17 protein-coding genes are annotated in these 19,373 nt (G+C 65.1%); 7 read left to right on the top strand and 10 right to left on the bottom strand.

Features of this window, described 5'->3' with window-relative positions; translation table 11 throughout:
- Positions 1–75: 75 nt before the first annotated feature.
- The gene (locus D3I60_RS05855; protein ID WP_262775204.1) at positions 76–1,113 is read right to left on the bottom strand and encodes a 3-isopropylmalate dehydrogenase; all 1,038 of its coding nucleotides are present in this window, start codon (positions 1,111–1,113) and stop codon (positions 76–78) included.
- Between the two features lie 299 nt (positions 1,114–1,412).
- Between D3I60_RS05855 and D3I60_RS05850 the strand changes: the two genes are divergently transcribed.
- Both D3I60_RS05850 and D3I60_RS05845 read left to right on the top strand, forming a co-directional pair.
- Complete coding sequence (locus D3I60_RS05850; protein WP_139468861.1) at positions 1,413–2,264, top strand: HpcH/HpaI aldolase/citrate lyase family protein; 852 nt, start codon at positions 1,413–1,415, stop codon at positions 2,262–2,264.
- Positions 2,261–2,962: a phosphatase PAP2 family protein gene (locus D3I60_RS05845; RefSeq protein ID WP_262775203.1), complete on the top strand. Its 702-nt coding sequence runs from the start codon at positions 2,261–2,263 to the stop codon at positions 2,960–2,962. Before D3I60_RS05850 ends, D3I60_RS05845 begins: the two co-directional genes overlap by 4 nt.
- Before the next feature lie 22 nt (positions 2,963–2,984).
- Here D3I60_RS05845 and serA read toward each other — a convergent pair whose 3' ends face one another.
- The 5 genes from serA to D3I60_RS05820 form a co-directional block, all read right to left on the bottom strand.
- Entirely contained in the window at positions 2,985–4,577 is a 1,593-nt protein-coding gene (gene serA, locus D3I60_RS05840; protein WP_262775202.1) for a phosphoglycerate dehydrogenase, read from the bottom strand.
- 127 nt (positions 4,578–4,704) lie between these two features.
- Positions 4,705–5,997: a GNAT family N-acetyltransferase gene (locus D3I60_RS05835; protein ID WP_262775201.1), complete on the bottom strand. Its 1,293-nt coding sequence runs from the start codon at positions 5,995–5,997 to the stop codon at positions 4,705–4,707.
- A 196-nt stretch (positions 5,998–6,193) separates the two neighbouring features.
- A complete protein-coding gene (gene ilvC, locus D3I60_RS05830) occupies positions 6,194–7,225 on the bottom strand; it encodes a ketol-acid reductoisomerase (protein WP_262775200.1) in 1,032 nt (343 codons plus the stop codon).
- A gap of 180 nt (positions 7,226–7,405) precedes the next feature.
- Entirely contained in the window at positions 7,406–7,921 is a 516-nt protein-coding gene (ilvN, locus tag D3I60_RS05825) for an acetolactate synthase small subunit (RefSeq protein ID WP_025779412.1), read from the bottom strand.
- Complete coding sequence (locus D3I60_RS05820) at positions 7,918–9,852, bottom strand: acetolactate synthase large subunit (protein WP_262775199.1); 1,935 nt, start codon at positions 9,850–9,852, stop codon at positions 7,918–7,920. Before D3I60_RS05820 ends, ilvN begins: the two co-directional genes overlap by 4 nt.
- Positions 9,853–10,223: 371 nt before the next feature.
- On the opposite strand from D3I60_RS05820, the gene D3I60_RS05815 reads away from it, so the two are divergent.
- Both D3I60_RS05815 and D3I60_RS05810 read left to right on the top strand, forming a co-directional pair.
- Entirely contained in the window at positions 10,224–12,014 is a 1,791-nt protein-coding gene (locus D3I60_RS05815; RefSeq protein ID WP_262775198.1) for an ABC transporter ATP-binding protein, read from the top strand.
- Entirely contained in the window at positions 12,011–13,831 is a 1,821-nt protein-coding gene (locus D3I60_RS05810; RefSeq protein ID WP_262775197.1) for an ABC transporter ATP-binding protein, read from the top strand. Before D3I60_RS05815 ends, D3I60_RS05810 begins: the two co-directional genes overlap by 4 nt.
- A 1-nt stretch (position 13,832) precedes the next feature.
- Here D3I60_RS05810 and D3I60_RS05805 read toward each other — a convergent pair whose 3' ends face one another.
- Positions 13,833–14,447, bottom strand: a complete 615-nt coding sequence (locus tag D3I60_RS05805; RefSeq protein ID WP_262775196.1) for a protein-L-isoaspartate O-methyltransferase family protein — start codon at positions 14,445–14,447, stop codon at positions 13,833–13,835.
- Between the two features lie 89 nt (positions 14,448–14,536).
- Between D3I60_RS05805 and D3I60_RS05800 the strand changes: the two genes are divergently transcribed.
- Positions 14,537–15,055 (top strand): adenine phosphoribosyltransferase, encoded by a 519-nt coding sequence (locus tag D3I60_RS05800; protein WP_262775195.1) that lies wholly within the window; start codon positions 14,537–14,539, stop codon positions 15,053–15,055.
- A 6-nt stretch (positions 15,056–15,061) separates the two neighbouring features.
- Here D3I60_RS05800 and D3I60_RS05795 read toward each other — a convergent pair whose 3' ends face one another.
- The 3 genes from D3I60_RS05795 to D3I60_RS05785 all read right to left on the bottom strand — a co-directional run bounded on the left by D3I60_RS05795 (position 15,062) and on the right by D3I60_RS05785 (position 16,881).
- Entirely contained in the window at positions 15,062–16,018 is a 957-nt protein-coding gene (locus D3I60_RS05795) for a hypothetical protein (RefSeq protein ID WP_262775194.1), read from the bottom strand.
- Positions 16,019–16,056: 38 nt separating this feature from the next.
- Complete coding sequence (locus tag D3I60_RS05790; protein ID WP_262775193.1) at positions 16,057–16,509, bottom strand: PTS sugar transporter subunit IIA; 453 nt, start codon at positions 16,507–16,509, stop codon at positions 16,057–16,059.
- A 123-nt stretch (positions 16,510–16,632) separates the two neighbouring features.
- Positions 16,633–16,881, bottom strand: coding sequence for a PTS glucose/sucrose transporter subunit IIB (locus tag D3I60_RS05785; protein ID WP_262775210.1), 249 nt, complete (start codon positions 16,879–16,881; stop codon positions 16,633–16,635).
- Between the two features lie 123 nt (positions 16,882–17,004).
- Here D3I60_RS05785 and D3I60_RS05780 point away from each other — a divergent pair, with 123 nt between their 5' ends.
- Complete coding sequence (locus D3I60_RS05780) at positions 17,005–18,375, top strand: PTS transporter subunit EIIC (RefSeq protein ID WP_262775192.1); 1,371 nt, start codon at positions 17,005–17,007, stop codon at positions 18,373–18,375.
- 132 nt (positions 18,376–18,507) lie between these two features.
- The gene (locus D3I60_RS05775; RefSeq protein ID WP_262775191.1) at positions 18,508–19,329 is read left to right on the top strand and encodes an aldo/keto reductase; all 822 of its coding nucleotides are present in this window, start codon (positions 18,508–18,510) and stop codon (positions 19,327–19,329) included.
- Positions 19,330–19,373: the final 44 nt, after the last annotated feature.

Here is a 19,373-nt window from a genome sequence, read left to right as displayed (position 1 = left end):
CGGTTACCCACCCGCCCCATCGCAGCGGTGACCCGTGGTCACCCACTCACCCCTTCGCCAAGGCGGTCGAACCGGTCAGCCGAGGCGTGCCGCGATCGCGTCGCCCACCTCGGCGGTGGACCGCTTCGTCCCGTCGCGCTCGGCGAGGTCGGCCTCCACGGCCGTCTCGATCGCCTTGGCCACGGTCTCGAGCCCCAGGTGGGAGGCCATGAGCGCCCCCGAAAGGATTGAAGCGGTCGGGTCGGCGATCTGCTGCCCGGCGATGTCCGGAGCGGATCCGTGGATCGGTTCGAACAGGCTCGGCGCCGTGCCTTCGACGTTGAGGTTGCCCGAGGCTGCCAGACCGATTCCGCCGGTGACCGCGGCTGCGAGGTCGGTGAGGATGTCACCGAAGAGGTTGTCGGTGACGATGACGTCGTAGCGCTCGGGATTCGTGACCATGTAGATCGTGCACGCATCGGTGTGCTCGTAGTTGACGGCCACCTCGGGGAATTCCTGCCCGACTTTCTCGACCACGCGACGCCACAGGTGACCGGCGTGGACCATGACGTTGTGCTTGTGCACGTAGGTGAGCTTCTTGTTCCGCGCCTGAGCGCGGGCGAAGGCATCGCGGACGGCGCGCTCGACGCCGTACCAGGTGTTGACCGAGACCTCGGTCGCAACTTCCTGCGGCGTGTCCGTACGCACGGAACCGCCGGATCCGGTGTACGAGCCCTCGGTGCCCTCGCGGACGACGACGAAGTCGATCTTCCCGGGCTCGGCCAGCGGGCTGGTGACTCCGGCGAACAGTTTCGAGGGACGCAGATTCACGGCATGCCCCAGCCCGAAGCGCATCTTGAGGATGACCCCGCGCTCGAGCACGCCGGAGGGCACGGACGGATCTCCGCAGGCGCCGAAGAAGATGGCATCATGTTCGCGCAGCGATTCGAGCTCTTCGTCGGTGAGTGTCTCACCGGTATCGTGATAGCGCTGAGCACCGACCTTGTAATCGGTGAGCTCCAGCTCGACGGGCTCGCCGGACACCTCGATGGCGCGCTTGAGGACTTTGAGGCCTTCGGGGACGACCTCGTTGCCGATTCCATCTCCAGGCATGACTGCGATTGAGAACTTCATGCTCACAGAATAAGACTCGATCTCACGATACAACTACAGCGTCTTACAATGTGAACTTACGTCGGCGCCGTCGCAGAAACGCGGACGTGCAGCGACGTCGGCGCAACAGCGGCGCGAACACATCGGTCGAAGACCGCCGCACCTGCCGCTGCCCCGCGCTTCGTGTGCCGACATGAACAAATTCACGTCTCAATCACTGTTCTCGGCTACACATCCGTCGCCGCAGGGACGAAAATGGAGACAGCACCCCAAACCCCGTGGGGGGCCGCACGCAATCAGCCCCGAGAGAAAGTCGATCATTGACCGAAATCATCCGCAACGCCCGCGCCGCAGCTCTGCCCGCCAAACTCTCCCGGTCCTGGCTGCTCGTCAATGCTGCGAGGGAGGAGCTGTTCACTCCCGCGCAGACCTCGGAAGCGGATTCCGTCATCTTCGACCTCGAGGCTTCTGTCGCCGATGACAAGAAGATCGAAGCCCGCGACAATGTCGTGCGCGCCCTCGATTCAGGAATGTCCGCCTGGGTGCGGATCAACAAGATGGAATCCGAGTTCTGGGCCGATGACCTCGCCGCCGTCGCCATGCTTCCGGGCCTGCGCGGAGTCATGCTGCCCGAGACCGAACGCCCCGAGCAGGTGTCCTACACCGCGATGCGCGCGAAGGCCGGCCTGCCCGTGCTCGCCCTCCTGGAATCGGCCCGCGGAGTGGAGAACGCCACCCGCATCGCCGAGGCGCCCGGTACTTTCCGCCTCGCCTTCGGCACCAATGACTTCCGCAAGGACACCGGCTTCTCCGGCGATCCGATGGCTCTGGCCTATGCCCGCTCACGCCTGACGATCGCCTCCCGCATGGGCGGCCTGCCGGGACCCATCGACGGTCCTTCCGCCGCCGATGCCGATGATGAGAAGGTCTGGGCCGATGCCGAAGTCACACACATGATGGGCATGACCGGAAAGCTCGTCCTCACCGTCGACCAGGTCAACACCCTCAATGAGGCCATGAGCCCGAGCGAAGACGAACGCGATTGGGCCCGCCAGATGCTCGAAGCCGCCGAAGGCGGATCCGAGATCACCGACGGCTCCTACCTGCCACGCTTGGCCCGCGCCAAGAAGATCGCGTCCATGGCCGACGCCTACGGTCTCTGGAACGCTTGAGCCGACAGCCGCCTTGGCTGCTGTGGGCGACACTGCCCGCCGTCCTCCTCGTCATCGCCTTCGGACTGTGGCTGCATCTCGAACGCATCGGCCCCACGCCGATCGATCAGTCCTGGTTGGAGTTCGCCGGCCTCGATAGAGGCTCGGTACCGTACTGGATCGCCGTCGTCCTCGCCGAGGTCGGCGGTGGTACCGGTGTGGTCATCTGCACCGCGCTGCTCGCGGGCGTATTCGTGTTGCGCAGACGCCTGCGCTCGGCGATCTTCCTCGTCACCACGATGCTCGCCGGCATCGCCGCCTCGGAGATCCTCAAGGCCATCGTCACCCGGCTGCGCCCCAGCGACCAGCTCTACGAATCCTTGGGATTCTCCTATCCCTCGGGGCATTCGATGGGCGCTGCCGCACTGGCAATGAGTCTGGCCATCATCGCCTGCCGCCGTCATCAGCTGCGTGGCTCGGCAGCCCAGGCAGCAGAAGCCCAGCCACCGAAGATGGGCTTCCATTGGTCGTTCATCCTCGCCGGCTTCTGGATCCTCGGCATGATGTGGTCGCGGACCGCGCTCCAGGTACATTGGCTCACCGACACGATCGCCGGTGCCTTCATCGGAATCGCCGTCGCCGTCCTCGTCGACGAATTCTGGACCCTGACAGCGCAGAGGACCCGCTCACCCCGCTTCGCCCTATGGCTTGCGGGGTGAACGGGTCCTTCTGCTGAGGGGCTCAGTCCTCCTGGAGCGAGACGCCGGTGAAGGCCGAGGCGTTCACGGCACCGGCCACGGCCTTGACGACCTCGTCCGAGACGACCGAATCCACTGCCAGGACGGACAGCGCCTCGTTGCTCGTCGACGCGGGCGAGACCTGCATTCCGGCGATGTTGACGTTGTTCGCACCGAGCGCCAGACCCAGCTGACCGATGATTCCCGGACGGTCCTCGTAGCGGAAGATCAGCAGGTTGTCAGTCAGTTCGATCTCGAGCGAGTAGCCGTCGACCTCGGTGAGCTTCTGCACGAGCTTCGGACCGGTGACCGTGCCGGACACGGAGATGCGCTGCCCGGTGCTCGTCGTCGCGGTCAGTCGGGTGATGTTGCGGAACGATTCGCAGTACGGATCGGTGACGAGCTCGACGCCGATTCCGCGCTCTTCGGCCAGCAGCGGAGCGTTGACATAGGAGACCTGATCGGACACGACGTCCTTGAACAGGCCCTTGAGCGCGGAGAGCTTGAGGACGGAGACGTCCTTGTCGGCGATCTCGCCGTTGACCTCGACCTTGAAGTGCGTGACCGAGGAGTCGGCCAGAGCGTTGACGACCCGTCCCAGACGCTCGGCCAGGGGAATGCCCGGACGCACATCCTCGTGGATGGCGCCGCCTGCCACGTTGACCGCATCGGGGACGAGTTCCCCGGCCAGGGCCTTGCGCACGGACTTCGCCACGGCGACGCCGGCCTTCTCCTGGGCCTCGTGAGTCGAGGCGCCCAGATGCGGGGTGACGTTGACGGCATCGAGATCCATGAGTGCCGAGTGCTCCGGCGGTTCGACGTTCCAGACATCGATTCCGGCACCGCCGACCTCACCGTTGGCCACGGCCTCGGCCAGGGCCGCTTCGTCGATGATGCCGCCGCGGGCGACGTTGATGAACCGGGCTCCGGGCTTGGCGGCTTTGAGCTCCTCGGTGCTGATCATGCCGACCGTCTCCGGCGTCTTGGGCATGTGCACGGTGACGAAGTCGGACACGGCGAGCAGGCCGGGCAGGTCGAGGACCTCGACGCCCATCTGCGCCGCGCGGGCTTGGGTGATGTAGGGGTCGTAGCCGACGAGTCGCATGCCGAAGGCCTTCGCACGTTCGGCAACGAGTCCGCCGATGCGGCCGAGGCCGACGATGCCCAGAGTCTTCTCGTAGAGTTCGACGCCGGTGTACTTCTTCCGGTTCCACTCCCCCGCCTTCAGCGAGGTGTTTCCGGCACCGAAGTAGCGAGCCGAACCGAGGATGTGGGCCATCGTCAGCTCGGCTGCGGAGATGATGTTCGACGTGGGTGCGTTGACGACCATGACACCCGCCGAGGTGGCCGCGGGGACATCGACATTGTCGAGTCCGACGCCGGCGCGGGCGATGACCTTGAGGTTCTTCGCCGCGTTGATGGCTTCGGCGTCGACCTGCGTGGCAGACCGGACGAGGATCGCATCGGCGTCGGCGATGGCGGGCAGGAGCTGGGATCGGTCGGCGCCCTCGGTGTGACGGATCTCGAAGTCTCCTCCGAGAGCTTCGATGGTGGCCGGTGACAGTTCTTCGGCGATGAGCACGACGGGCTTGGGCACTGATTTCCTCCTGTTGCGTCCGGGACGCGTCCACCTTATGAGACTTTCAGGATTCCTTCACAAGGTCTCAGATTCTGGGAAGAATCGCTCAACAGACCGTTCGAGTTGCTCAGAATCCGCGGTGTGCTCAGAACCCGTTCGGCGAATACGGCGCCCGCCCCAGGCTGAACATCGCGCTGGCGAGCACGGCGGATCCCGGCGTCTGCTCATCGATGCGTCCGGCCCGAGCGAGGATGACGGGATCGGCGCCGCCGAGGTACAGGGACCCGAGCTCGGCGATGCCGAGCCCCAGGTCTGCCGGCGTCGAATCGGAGGCAGGGATCACCTCGGCGCTCTCACCATCCGAGGTGATCGTGAAGCGTCCCCCCGCGAGGTCGAGGGAATCGTCGATGTCGATCGTCAGCGTTCCGGGCACGTACCAGGGCCGGGCTTCGAGCGCGGCCTTGACGTCGAGGATGCGGATCCAGATGTTGTCCTCGCTCGCGACGGTCTTCACGCGCCGCGAATCAGTGAGCAGCCACGGCAGCGGCGAGTATTCGGCGGACTCGCCGAAGGTCACGCGGGTCGACAGGTCGATGGCGGCGAGGAACGACCACAGCGAGGCGTAGGCCGCATCGGTGACGGCCACGAAGTCGATGATGTCGACGGTCGGCGGGGTCTTCGACCAGCCGGCGAATTTGTAGGACACATAGCCGTCGGGCTCGCCCTGTTCGTCGAAGTGCAGGGCCGCGCGGACGCCGCGGTCCTCTTCGCCGGTCTCAGTGTTGAGGGCCCCGGTGGCGCGTTCGATGTAGGTCTGCTGGCGCTCCATCGCCCCGGGCGAGGTGCGCATGAATCGGTCGTAGATCTTCGGAGCGAGTTCGCGCAGCTCGCTGGGCAGGCACATCTCGACACGGCGATCGGGTTCGCGGACCATCTTGAAACCGGGTGATGTGTCGACCTCGATCGAACGCAGCCAGGTGGCCACGCCGAAGCCGAAGCGCGAATAGATTCCGCCTTCGGTCGCGGTCAGCGCGGCGAACGGGTAGCCGGCCCCCTTCGCCTCGGCGAGGTCCGTGGTCATCAGCGACCGCAGCAGACCGCGCCGACGATGGGTCGGCCGCACCGTGATCCAGGTGATCAGGTGACCGGGGACCAGCCGCCCGCCGCCGACGTTGACGAGCTTCTCGAACCAGGCGAAGGTCGCGACCGGGATGGAGGAGTCGAGGCCGTGGTCGAACTCCTGGTCAGCATAGACAGCGGTGAGCTTGCGCCCATCGGCGATCGCCCGCTTCGCCCTGCCCACCAGGGCCGCATCAGTGGAGCGGGGGTCGTGGAAGCCGACGCTCGTCGAGGCGAAGTACGCCTTGGTGCGGTCATCCGGCTCGCCGGTGGCCTCGTCGATGGTGGGCTCGAAGTCTTCGAATCTGTAATTCGTCACACATCCACAGTAGTCCAGATCGGTGCCGCCGGCGGAAGATTCTCCCGAACGATCGCCGTCCGGGGCCTTGGGATCGCCGAGGTGTACGCGAAGGAGCCCCGGACACCTGTCCGGGGCTCCTTGTCTCAGTCGGCCGCGCTGGGGCGGTCCCGGCGTCGCAACGTTGGGGCCGCCTCGGCGAGGTTGAGACTCAGACTCAGCGAGCGGCGGTGCCCTCGGTGTAGTCGTCGTCGGAATCCTTCAGCCATGCGAACATCTTCCGCAGCTCGCGACCGGTGGACTCGATCGGGTGCTGCTCTTCCTTGGCGCGCAGCTCCCTGAACTCCGGTGCGCCGTTCTTCTGGTCGTTCATGAAGCGCTCAGCGAACTTTCCGTTCTGGATGTCGTCGAGGACGCCCTTCATGTTCTCCTTCACCTCGGGGGTGATGACCCGCGGGCCGGAGACGTAGTCTCCGTACTCGGCGGTGTCGGAGCAGGACCAACGCTGCTTGGCGATGCCGCCTTCGACCATGAGGTCGACGATGAGCTTGAGCTCGTGGAGGACCTCGAAGTAGGCGATCTCGGGCTGGTAGCCGGCTTCGGTCAGGGTCTCGAAGCCGTACTGGACGAGGTGCGAGACACCGCCGCAGAGCACGGTCTGCTCACCGAACAGGTCGGTCTCGGTCTCCTCGGTGAAGGTGGTCTTGATGCCGCCGGCGCGCAGGCCGCCGATGCCCTTGGCGTAGGACAGAACGGTGTCCCAGGCCTTGCCGGAGGCGTCGACCTCGACGGCGACGAGCACGGGCACACCGCGGCCGTCGACGAACTCACGACGAACCACGTGGCCGGGACCCTTCGGGGCGACCATGATGACGTCGACGCCCTCGGGAGCCTTGATGTAGTCGTAGCGGATGTTGAAGCCGTGGATGAACACGAGAGTCTTGCCGGGAGCCAGCTGATCCTTGATCTCGTTGTTGAAGATCTCGGCCTGAACCTGGTCGGGTGCGGCGATCGTGATGACATCGGCCCACGCGGCCACCTCAGCGGGGGTGCCGACCTCGAGGCCTTCGGCCGTGGCCTTGTCGCGGCTGGCCGAGCCTTCCTTGAGGCCGATGCGGACTTCGGCGCCGGAGTCGCGCAGGCTCAGCGAATGGGCGTGGCCCTGGCTGCCGTAGCCGATGACGGCGACCTTCTTGCCCTGGATGATCGACAGGTCTGCATTGTCGTCGTAATAGCGTTCTGCTGCCATAGTTCTAGCTCCTTCGGATTACGGGGTGATGCCCCCATTGTTTCACAGTTCGGTACTGCTGTTCACTTATTGAGATGAGCGGGGTTCCACAAGTTGGAACACGAAAATCTTCGCCGAGGCGGTTGCGCGGTCAGTGGGAAACGCACGGTTCCGTATGCCTCGTCAGCTGCGCAGTGTTCCTCAGCTGCGCAGTGCGCGGTCGGTGATCGACTTCGCCCCGCGGCCGATGGCCACGGTTCCCGACTGCACGATCTCCTTGATCCCGAAGGGTTCGAGGACCTCGCGCAGGGCTTCGACCTTGCCGAGCTCACCGGTGGCCTCGATGCTCACGGAGTCGGGTCCGACGTCGACGATCTTCGCCCGGAACATCTCCACCGCCGAGGCGACCTGGGGTCGTGTGGCCGCATTCGCCTTGACCTTGTAGATGATGTGCGCACGGCGCACCGAGGACTCGGGTTCGAGTTCGACGATCTTGATGACGTTGACGAGCTTGTTCAGCTGCTTCGTCACCTGCTCCAGCGGAACGTCGTTGACGTCGACGACGACGGTGATCCGGCTCAGCTCCTCATGCTCGGTCACACCGACGGCGAGGCTGTGGATGTTGAAGCCGCGGCGGGCGATGAGCCCGGTGAACCGGGTGAGCACGCCGGGTTTGTTCTCGACCAGGACAGAGAGTGTGTGTCGGCTGTTGTTCATTCCAGGCCTCCTTCGATCTGAGCCACGGAACGCACCGTGCCGTCTTCGTTCGCTCCGGCCTCGGCGATGGCGGCCTCGGCCTCCTCTTCGCCCTCTCCGTCGAACTCGGGGCGGATGCCGCGGGCGTACTCGATCTCATCGTTCGACACGCCTGCCGCGACCATCGGCCACACCATCGCATCCGGTGGGACCGTGAAGTCGAGGACGACCGGTCGGTCATTGATCGACAGCGCCTTCTCGATAGCGGCGTCGACATCCTCGTTGCGGTCCACGCGCAGCGCTTCGCAGCCGTAGGCTTCGGCCAGCTTGGCGAAGTCGGGGATGCGAATCGTCTCGTGGCCGGTGTTGAGGTCGGTGTTCGAGTAGCGGCCGTCGTAGAACAGGGTCTGCCACTGACGGACCATGCCCAGGGACGAGTTGTTGATGATCGCGACCTTGATCGGGATGTTGTTGAGCGCGCAGGTGGCCAGTTCCTGATTCGTCATCTGGAAGCAGCCGTCACCGTCGATCGCCCACACCACGCGGTTGGGCTGACCGACCTTCGCGCCCATGGCAGCCGGCACGGAGTAGCCCATGGTGCCGAGCCCGCCGGAGTTCAGCCACGACTTGGGGCGCTCGAATTCGATGAACTGAGCCGCCCACATCTGGTGCTGTCCAACTCCCGCGGCGTAGACCGCCTCAGGACCGGTGAGAGCCGAGATCCGGGAGATGACGTACTGCGGATCGCACAGTTCGCCGTGCGTCTCATAGCCGAGGGGGTAGGTCTGTTCGAGACGGTTGAGGAAGCGCCACCACGGTTCGCGCTGGCGCTCCAGAGCCTTGGGGAACTTGCTGCGCATCTCGGCGAGCATCTCGGCGAGCACTTCGCGTGCATCACCGACGATGGCGACATCGACCTCGCGGTTCTTGCCGATCTCGGCTGGGTCGATATCGGCGTGGATGACCTGTGCGTTCGGGGCGAAGGAGTCCAGCTTGCCGGTCACGCGGTCGTCGAAACGGGCACCGATGGCGATGAGCAGGTCGGCCTTCTGGAAGGCGGTGACGGCAGGCACGCTGCCGTGCATTCCGGGCATGCCCAAGTGCAGCTGATGCGAGTCGGGGAAGGCTCCGCGGGCCATGAGCGTGGTGACCACGGGAATGTTCGTGGCCTCGGCCAGGCGAAGCAGCTCCTTCTCGGCTTCCGAGCGGATGACTCCGCCGCCGATGTAGAACACGGGGCGCTGAGCCTCCGACATGAGGCGCGCAGCTTCGCGGATCTGCTTGGCGTGCGGCTTGAGGATCGGACGGTAGCCGGGCAGCACCGGCTCCTCCGGCCAGACGAACGGGGCCGTTCCGGTCTGCGCGTCCTTGGTGATGTCGACGAGCACGGGGCCGGGACGGCCGGTGGTCGCGATGTGGTGGGCGTTGACGAGCGCCGCCGGAATGTCCTCGGCACGGGTGACGAGGAAGCTGTGCTTGGTCACCGGCATCGTCATGCCGACGATATCGGCCTCCTGGAAGGCGTCCGTGCCGAGCAGGCTCGAGGCCTGCTGGCCGGTGATCGCGAGCATCGGCACGGAGTCCATGTGCGCATCGGCCAGAGCCGTGATGAGGTTCGTCGCGCCCGGGCCCGAGGTGGCGATGCACACGCCGAGCTTGCCCGAGGCGGCCGCATAGCCTTCGGCCGCGTGGCCGGCGCCCTGCTCGTGACGGACGAGGATGTGACGGATCTTGTCCGTCTCGAACAGCGGGTCGTAGGTGGGAAGGATGGTGCCGCCGGGAAGCCCGAATACCGTGTCGACCTCGAGCTTCTCGAGGCTGCGGACGATCGCCTGTGCGCCGGTGAGGACCTCGGGGCCGGTGTTGCGGCGAATGCTGGACGGTGTGGCTGTGACCGGTGCGGACGCGGATTGAGTGCCCGTGTCTTTCGCGGTCGAGGGCTTGGCTGCCATCGATTCCTATCCTTCCTAGGTTTCCTTCTCATCTCCGCATTAAAAAAGCCCCTCCGGATTCGGTAGGGGCGCGCGGAACGTGTCGTCTCGACAGGCTACGGAAGATCCGCGCGCTGGTGAATAACGACGACAAGAAGGTGAGTCATGCCTCAATAGTTCCCCTCAGCACTCGAGGGTGTCAAACCTCGCGATCATTCGTCCCGACATTCGAGACCGACAATGGTTGCCAGGCGAGACTCGCCGAGGCGGCCCAGCGTCCCCACTCCCCGCCGCCGTTCCGCACGACCTCGATATTCAGCGCACAGAGAAACGGGAAGCCTGTTTGCCGGATTCGTGGAATAGATCACAGTCTGCGACTAGGCTGGATTCTCGTGCGCCCCCTCCTCCGTTTCTGGCCTGACCTCCGCTCCCGCATCGGCGTGTACGTCCTCGTGCTCGTCCTCACTCTCCTGGCCAACGGAATCCAGCTCATCGTCCCCGTGATCACCGGCTACATCGTCGACGGACCCATCGCCCATCGAGATCTGTCGGGCCTGTGGCTGCCGGTCCTCGGGGTCCTGTGCATCGGCATCGCCGAGGCGGTCGGAATGTGGGCACGGCGCATGATCGTCGCTCCCGTCGTCTCCCATTGGGAGGTGACGTGGCGTTCTCGTCTGTTCGATCGTCTGCAGTACACCTCGGTGGCGATCCATGACTCCTGGGAGTCCGGCCAGCTCCTCTCGCGTGCAGTGAATGATCTGTCCCAGCTGCGCCGGTTCTTCGCGTTCGGGCTGCCCTTCCTCCTCTCCACACCGATCGTTCTCGCAGTCGGCACGGTGATGCTCGTGATCATGCAGCCCGTCTTCGGTCTGATCATGATCCTCATGGCGGTGCCGGCGATCATCGCGGTCGCCGTCTTCGAGAAGCACTACCGTGAGACCTCCCGCCGGTCGCAGGACACCATGGGCGAACTGACCACCGACGTCGAGGAGTCCATCCAGGGCATCCGCATCCTCAAGTCGTTCGGACGCTCGCCCTGGGCCGCCGAGCGCTTCTCCGAGATCTCCACTCGGCTGAAATCCTTGGAGATCCGCAAAGCGAAACTCGACTCCTGGTTGTGGAGTGTGCTCCTGCTGCTGCCGACCGTGGCTCAGGCGGCGATCGTCGCCGTCGGCACCTGGGGTGTCATCGAGGGCTGGACGACGATCGGCACGGTCGTGGCGGCGGTGACGATCTCGATGGTGCTGCGGATGCCCATCGAGATGCTCGGCTTCCTGCTCGCCGATGCGCTCATGGCGCTGACCGCCGCCGGTCGGTATTGGGAGGTCATCGACATCCGCCACGACATCACCGATGCCGACGGCGGTGTCGACGATGCCCCCGAGGTCGGGCACTACCTAGGGAAGCTGCGCTTCGACGATGTCGACTTCCATTTCGCCGATACAGAGCGGCTGACCCTGCGCGGTCTCAATCTCACGATCGAGCCCGGTCAGACCCTCGCTCTCGTCGGCGCGACCGGTTCGGGAAAGACGACGATGGCGTCTCTCGTGCCCAGGCTTCAGGACATCTCCGCCGGCACCGTGAGCATCGACGGCGTCGATATCCGGGACATGGCCGTCAACGAACTGCGGCACCTCGTGTCCGTGTCCTTCGAGGACCCGATCCTGTTCTCGACCTCGGTCGCCGAGAACGTCGAGATGGGATCCCCGGGCGCGAGCGAGGAGGAGATCTGGGAGGCCCTCGAGATCGCGGCGGCGAAGGATTTCGTCTCCCGACTGCCCGATGGTCTGGACACACAGGTCGGCGAACAGGGACTGTCCCTGTCCGGCGGTCAGCGTCAGCGCCTCGCCTTGGCCCGCGCGGTCATCGGCAAACCGCGCATCCTCGTCCTCGACGACCCGCTTTCGGCCGTCGATGTCGATACCGAGGATCGAGTGCAGCAGGCTCTGCGGGAGATCCTGCCGGATTCGACGACTCTCATCATCGCCCACCGCCCGTCCACCGCGGCCCTGGCCGATGTGGTAGCTGTGCTCGATGAGGGCAGGGTCGCGGCACTGGGCACGCACGAACAGCTGCTCGATTCCTCGAAGCTCTACCGCGAGCTCATGGGGGCGAGCGCACAAGCCGAGGCGCACACGCATCCGGGGACGGCCGCCTCGGCGAAGGAAGGACGGACACCATGAGTATGCCCCGTCTCGACAGCGACGACGAGATCGAGGCGCTGCCGCCGGGCCTCGCGAAGAAGGCCCGCGCCCTGCTGATGTCGCTGGTCAGGCCGCACCTGGCGATGGTCGTCTTCCTCGCCGTCATCGTCGTGCTCACCGCGGCTCTCATGGTCATCGGGCCGGTCTTCATCGCCGACGCCCTCGATAAGGGCGTTCCGGCGGCGATCGCCGGCGATATGGATCCGCTGATTCGGGCGGTCACGCTCTTCGTGGTCTCCGCTATCGCCTCGGCGATCCTGGCATTCACGTCGACCCGACTCGTCGGGATCACTGCGCAGAGGATCCTCTTCACCCTGCGCGAGCGGGTCTTCACCCATGTGCAGCGGCTTGACCTGGGCTATCACGAGAAGTCAACCTCGGGTCGACTCGTGTCCCGGCAGACCTCGGACATGGAGTCGGTGCAGCAGTTCCTGTCCTATTCGCTCTTCGATACGGCGCTGGCGGTGCTGCAGATGCTCTTCATCGCCGTCACTCTCGTCGTCCTCGATGTGCCGCTGGCGATCGTCGTCTTCGCCGGTTTCGTACCGCTGTTCTTCATCACGAAGGCTGCGCATTCGACTCAGCGCAGCGCCTACCGACGCACGCGGACGTCGATCGCGAAGGTCATCGTCCACTTCGTCGAGACGATGGGCGGCATCCGCGCCGTGCAGGCGTACCGGCGTCAACCCGAACGACGTGGGACTCTGAGCGATCAGGATGCGCGTTATCGGGATGCGAACACCGATGCCCTGCGTGGGGTGGCCTGGTTCGCCGGGTGGACGCGGCTGATCGGCAACATCACGCAGACGGTCATCATCGTCATCGGTGCGTGGCTCGTCATCGAGGGGTGGACGCAGATCGGCGTGCTCGCCGCGTTCATCCTCTATCTGCGGCGTTTCTATGGCCCGCTCGATGAACTCGTCCAGGCGTTCAACCTCTACCAGTCCGCCTCTGCGGCGTTGGAGAAGATCGCGGCGGTTCTCGACACCGATCCCGAGGTGGTCGAACCGACCCAGCCGCGGGCGCTGCCTGCACACGCGGCCAGCGATGCCGCTGCCAGCGGTCGTGCCCTCGATCTCGACGACGTCCGCTTCGCGTACGCCGACGGCCCCGATGTCCTCCCCCGCTTCGATCTCCACATCCCAGCAGGGCAGATCGTCGCGCTCGTCGGCGCCACCGGGGCAGGCAAGTCGACCCTGGTCAAACTCGTCACACGCTTCTACGACCCCAGCGAAGGCCGGATCACCCTCGACGAGGTGGATCTGCGTGACCTCGATGATGTGCAGATGCGATCGTCGGTGGTCATGGTCACCCAGGAGTCGTTCCTCTTCGCCGGCACCATCGCCGACAACATCCGCATCGGCAACCCGGACGCCGGCGACGAGGCGGTCGTCGCCGCCGCGACCGCCGTCGGCCTCGACGGATACATCCGCCGTCTGCCCGACGGGTATGCCACGGATGTGAAGAAGCGCGGCGGCAGGTTGAGTTCGGGGCAGCGTCAGCTCGTGTCCTTTGCCCGTGTGTTCCTCGCCGACCCGGACGTCGTCGTCCTCGACGAGGCGACCGCTCACCTCGACATCCCCTCGGAGCGCCTCGTCCAGGATGCGCTCGCGACAGTGCTCGAGGGCCGGACCGCGATCATCATCGCCCACCGCCTGTCGACCGTCGAGATCGCCGATCGCGTGCTCGTCCTGGAATCCGGTCGGATCATCGAGGACGGGACACCGGACGAGCTCATCTCCGGTACGGGCAAGTTCGCGCAGCTGCACCAAGCTTGGCGCGATTCCCTCGTGTGAGCTACTCGCTGATCAGCGGCACGAAGCGATACCGGCCGTGCCGAGTGATCGTGAGCTCACCCGCGCCAGGACCGGCACGAACGAGGCGGAGCATCTCCCCTGCCACGGGAATGACCATGGTGGCGCCGACGGCCAGCTGATCGACGAGCTGGTCGGGCAGTGACTGTGCCCCGGCGGAGACGAGGATCCGGTCGAACGGCGCCTGGGCCGGGAGACCGAGGGCGCCTGGAACGGCTTCGTGGATGGCCACCTCGGCGAGGGTCTCCCGGTCTGGGGAATCGTCGGTGACGGCTTCGATGGCCGCCCGCGAGGATTCGACGAGTTCGGGATGCCGTTCCACCCCGAGCACGCTTCCGGTCGGACCGACGAGGACGGCGAGCAGCATCGAGGTCCACCCGGATCCTGATCCGAGGTCGAGGACGACGTCACCCGGCTTCGGATCGAGGAGTCGGAGCATGTCAGCGACGGTGCTCGGCTGCGAATTCGTCTGTCCGTGCCCGATCGACAGGGGCACGTTGTCGGAGGCATTCCGGCGTTCCGCCACAGGCAGGAACGGTTCGCGCGGAACCCGGGCGAACGCCTCGGCGATTCGATCGTGCGGCGCCTCCGATGACATGGTTCCTCCGATCCCCAGCGATCTCCTGCCCTTCCCATTGTGCCGGTACACGCGGAGGGCGCAATGCCGCCACCGAGTATCGTTGTGCCGTGACTCAATCTGATCTTGACCGCGCCCAGAGCCTCATCACCTCGATTCCGGACTATCCCGAACCCGGAGTGGTCTTCCGCGACATCTCACCGCTGCTGGCCGATGGACCGGCCATGCGGGCCGTCACCGAGGCGCTCATCGCACCGTTCGCCGGACAGTTCGATATCGTCGGCGGGCTCGAGGCCCGCGGCTTCCTCTTCGCGGGTGCCATCTCCGCGATGACGGGAGTCGGAATCCTGCCGATCCGCAAGGCCGGAAAGCTCCCCCGCCCGGCGGCGGCTGTGTCGTACACGCTCGAATACGGCACTGCCACGATCGAAGGTCCCGATGTCCTGGAGAAGGGCGAGCGCGTCCTCCTCATCGATGACATCCTCGCGACCGGCGGGACGCTCACAGCAGCCCAGTCCCTGGTCGCCGATCTCGGCGCTGAGGTCATCGGCTCAGCCGTCGTCCTTGAGCTCACTGAGCTCGGCGGTCGCCAGCATACGGGCGAGGTTCATACTCTCTTCGCGGAGTGAGACGCCTCAGCTGCAGGTGTCGTAGATGCGGCGCAGCTGGTCCTGAGTAGTCTGCGCTGCAGAGGTCATCTGGCGGTCCGGGTCTTCGTTGTATTCGCAGCCAGCCACGTTGACCGAGCCTTTGGTCGAAGGGTCGACGGCGCCAGTAGGGTCTGAACCCAGAGCCCAATCGAATTCCCAGGGCCGAGCGTCCGCGGAATCGATGCGTTCGATGATGCCTCGCAGCCGACTGACCACGTCTACCCCATCAGGGACGACAACGGAGAGCCGCGACACCTGGCTATCATCGATGGCGACCTTCTTGACCTGACCGAGATGCGGCTCGACCGCAGTTTCCAGACGACCCTGTGCTTGTTCCGAATAGGGGAAAGCCACATCCCATTCAGTCATGGCGGAGTCTCTGGCCCTCAGTTCGAACTGTTCGGAACCGAGCTCTGCTCGCACCGCGTTGACCATCCCGAAGATATCCTCCTGAGTTTCCGACAGCTCCAGAGCATCGTCGAAGGTCGTCTGTTCCGAAGCCTGACGCCATTCCAGTCGGCTGACGGACAGTTCTGATGAGAGGGCGAGAAGGTGCGATGCCCTGTCCGCCATAATGTCGCTGCTCGTCAGGTCACTGATCTCGACTACACGACCCGATAGGAGCAGCCTGAGATCCTGATCGTAGAGATCGAACTCGTCCCCCGTCTCCTGGTCAAGGGCAGCGGCCACCTCGACGGACTGAGCGGTCGTCGCGCCGGCGGCCATCTTGACGATGTAGGTGATGCTTCGGCCTGAATCGAATCCGTTCTGATACTGGGTCTTGACGTCCTCGACGCCTGGTTTCGCTGAGAGGACTGCTCCGATGACGTCTGCACGGCCGCTGAGATCCGGGCCTTGACACCCGGTCAGTCCGACGGCCCCTATAGCGGCGACGATGACGGCCGAGATGCGACGGCGAACTCCTCTTTGCAGCATGCTCACCAACTTAGCGGATCGCCCTCCACCAGGAATCCGTTTCCTCAGCCGATTCGGATGAGCGTGTCTCCGGCGGAGATCGGACCCGCCTCGGCGACTGTCAGGTCCTCACCGGCCGCCTCGAGGACGACGACCGGCACCACCACGGACTTCTCCGCCTCCCGCGCGGCGGCCAAGTCCCAGACGACGATCTCATCGCCTGCCTCGACCTCCTGCCCCGCCTCGGCTCGGAGCGTGAAACCAGCGCCCTTGAGGTGAACGGTATCGATGCCCAGGTGGACGAGCACCCCCTGATCGGGTCGGTGCGAGAGGACGAACGCGTGGGGCTTGAGGCTCGTCAGCTTCCCCGAGACGGGAGCCGTAACCGTCAGCGGCATTACATCACCGGGGTCGATGGCCGCACCGGGGCCGACGAGCGCTTTTGCGAAGACGGGGTCGGGAACCTCCGTCAATGGAATCACCGTGCCGGTGATGGGTGCAGCAATCGTGACTGCCATAGTCAGCAGGCCGCCTTTCTCCAAATTCAGTTGTACTTCGCCTAGACTGACCTCAGACTACAGACAAGGATCACTGTCGACTAGCAAATGCTCATCGGCGAGCAGAGGAGACGACGACGTGACTCACCCCATGAGGTCTTCGATGTCATCGACGAGGTTGTCGGCCTCCGGGCCGACGACGACCTGGACCGCGCTTCCCTGCACCACGACGCCGAAGGCACCGGCTGCCGTGAGCGCCTGCTCATTGACGAGAGAGTCATCGTCGACCTCGACGCGCAGGCGAGTGATGCACGCTTCGATGTCGTCGATGTTCTCGGCACCGCCCAGTCCGGCGAGGATCTGTGCTGCTTTGTCCATGTCTGCCACCTTCATCTCCGGCGTCTGTGCGCCGGCGTCGACTTCACGTTCTGCGATCTGGCTCACAAGTCTACGGCGACATGTGGCCACCTCTCCATCCGAATCTGCCGACCGTCCCGCCCCCCGAGGAGGAACCCGATGACCACCGTATCCGCTGAAGCACCGAAGAAGCGCAGGAAAGCGATACCAGGGTTCGCCCAGCTCCAACGCGTCGGGCGCTCCCTCATGCTCCCGATCGCGGTGCTGCCGGCCGCGGCCCTGCTCATGCGCTTCGGCCAGCCCGATATGCTCGGCGCCGACGGTCTCGGCAGATTCGCGGACTGGCTGCTGCCGGTCGCGACAGTCTTCGCGGCCGCCGGTTCGGCTCTGTTCGACAACCTGCCGCTGATCTTCGCCGTCGGTGTGGCCATCGGCTTCGCGAAGAAGGCCGACGGCTCCACGGCATTGGCCGCCGTCGTCGGCTATATGGTCCTCACCGGAGTCTTCACCGCCATGGCTCCTGACTTCGGCTCGGACAACGGTGAGGGCGAGAACGTCATCAACTTCGGAGTGCTCGGCGGAATCGTCGTCGGCATCATCACCGCTCTGCTCTATCAGCGCTATCACCGGATCAAGCTGCCGACCTACCTGGGCTTCTTCGGCGGTCGCCGTTTCGTCCCGATCGTCACTGCGGTCGCATCGATGGTCGTCGCCGTGATCATGGCTCTCATCTACCCCGTCTTCGACGCCCTCATCAACAAAGGCGTGGGCGGCTTCCTCATGGAGCACGGCGCCAACCCGGGCACAGGCTTCATCTTCGGCACCATCAACCGACTCCTCATTCCCTTCGGACTGCACCACCTGCTGAACAACCTGCCCTGGTTCCAGTTGGGTTCGTGCACGACCTCCTCTGGGGACACCGCGCACGGCGACATCACCTGCTTCTTCTCCGGTGTGGACGGCACGGCCGACTGGACGGGGTCGTTCATGACCGGCTTCTTCCCGATCATGATGTTCGCGCTGCCGGCCGCGGCCCTGGCGATCTATCGCACCGCCCACCCGAAGCGCCGCAAGGTCGTCGGCGGCATCATGCTCTCGGTGGCGCTGACCGCCTTCATCACCGGAATCACGGAGCCGCTCGAATACGCGTTCGCCTATGTCGCATTCCCGCTCTACGCGGTCCACGCCGTACTCACCGGCACATCATTGGCGTTGGTGAATGCACTCGGCATCAAATCCGGATTCGGCTTCTCGGCCGGTGCGCTGGACTATCTGCTCAACCTCGGACGAGCGTCGGAACTGTCCGGCGGCATCGGGCCCGTCCTGCTCCTGCTGGTGATCGGCCTGGCCTACGCGGTCATCTACTACTTCCTGTTCCGCTGGGCGATCATCAAGTTCAACCTGCACACCCCGGGTCGCGAGGACGAGACCGACACCGGCACCGGTGCTCCTTCGGTCTTCGACGAAGCCCAGATCGCCGCCGAGGAGTCCACGGGCAAGAAGCGCGCACAGGACGAGGGCAGAAGCTGACCGTCCTTGGAATGCTCCGGGGCCCGGTGACGTTATACGCTCGGTTCGGTGCCCACACCGGGTGCCGAACCGGCGGACCCGATCAGCCTCGGATCCGTCCTGACCAGTGCATACGTGACGAAAGGCGGCACCATGACGGTTCCCACACTCACTCTCAACGACGGCAAGACGATCCCGCAGCTGGGATTCGGCGTCTTCAAGGTCGACCCCGACGAGACAGAACGCATCGTCACCGACGCCCTCGAGGTCGGCTACCGCCACATCGACACCGCTGCCGTCTACGGCAATGAGGAAGGCGTGGGTCGGGCCATTGCGAAGTCCGGAATCGCCCGCGACGAACTCTTCGTGACGACCAAGCTGTGGAATGACCGCCACGGTGCGGAGGAATCCAAGCGAGCCCTCGGAGAATCCCTGGAGAAGCTCGGCCTCGACCATGTCGACCTCTACCTCATCCATTGGCCGACCCCGGAGAACAAGAACTCCGTCGAGACCTGGGAGGCCTTCCCCGGCTACCGCGACCAGGGCCTGACCACCTCGATCGGTGTGTCGAACTTCGACCACCGCTTCCTGCCGGAGATCCTCGACACGGGCATCATCCCGGCCGTCGACCAGATCGAGGTCCACCCGCAGTTCCAGCAGGTCGAGACCCGTCCGCTGCTCGCCGAGCACGACATCAAGATCGAAGCTTGGGGTCCGCTGGGCCAGGGAAAGGTCGACTACGCGAACACCGTCATCGGTGAGATCGCCGCCGCCCACGAGAAGTCCTGGGCTCAGGCGATCGTCCGCTGGCACCTGCAGAAGGGTCACGTCGTCTTCCCGAAGTCGAACAACCGCGACCGCATGGAACAGAACTTCGACGTCTTCGACTTCGAACTCACCGACGCCGAGGTGGCAGCCATCGACGCGCTCGAAAACGGCGGCCGCGTCTCGGCCGATCCCGCCGAGGTGAACTGACCCGGTCAGCTTCGACCTAAACCTCGCCGAGGCTGCCCACCCCG

The sequence above is a fragment of the Brevibacterium permense genome (assembly GCF_025506275.1).
In the GTDB taxonomy this organism is placed as follows: Bacteria; Actinomycetota; Actinomycetes; order Actinomycetales; family Brevibacteriaceae; genus Brevibacterium; species Brevibacterium permense_A.
This window is presented reverse-complemented; position numbering and strand designations above follow the sequence as displayed.

Coding starts and splice junctions, on each gene's coding strand:
- D3I60_RS05810 (WP_262775197.1), top strand. CDS start 12,011: ATGAGTATGCCCCGTCTCGACAGCGACGACGAGATCGAGGCGCTGCCG.
- ilvN (WP_025779412.1), bottom strand. CDS start 7,921: ATGAACAACAGCCGACACACACTCTCTGTCCTGGTCGAGAACAAACCC.
- D3I60_RS05855 (WP_262775204.1), bottom strand. CDS start 1,113: ATGAAGTTCTCAATCGCAGTCATGCCTGGAGATGGAATCGGCAACGAG.
- D3I60_RS05790 (WP_262775193.1), bottom strand. CDS start 16,509: ATGGCAGTCACGATTGCTGCACCCATCACCGGCACGGTGATTCCATTG.
- D3I60_RS05775 (WP_262775191.1), top strand. CDS start 18,508: ATGACGGTTCCCACACTCACTCTCAACGACGGCAAGACGATCCCGCAG.
- D3I60_RS05820 (WP_262775199.1), bottom strand. CDS start 9,852: ATGGCAGCCAAGCCCTCGACCGCGAAAGACACGGGCACTCAATCCGCG.
- ilvC (WP_262775200.1), bottom strand. CDS start 7,225: ATGGCAGCAGAACGCTATTACGACGACAATGCAGACCTGTCGATCATC.
- D3I60_RS05785 (WP_262775210.1), bottom strand. CDS start 16,881: ATGAAGGTGGCAGACATGGACAAAGCAGCACAGATCCTCGCCGGACTG.
- D3I60_RS05805 (WP_262775196.1), bottom strand. CDS start 14,447: ATGTCATCGGAGGCGCCGCACGATCGAATCGCCGAGGCGTTCGCCCGG.
- D3I60_RS05780 (WP_262775192.1), top strand. CDS start 17,005: ATGACCACCGTATCCGCTGAAGCACCGAAGAAGCGCAGGAAAGCGATA.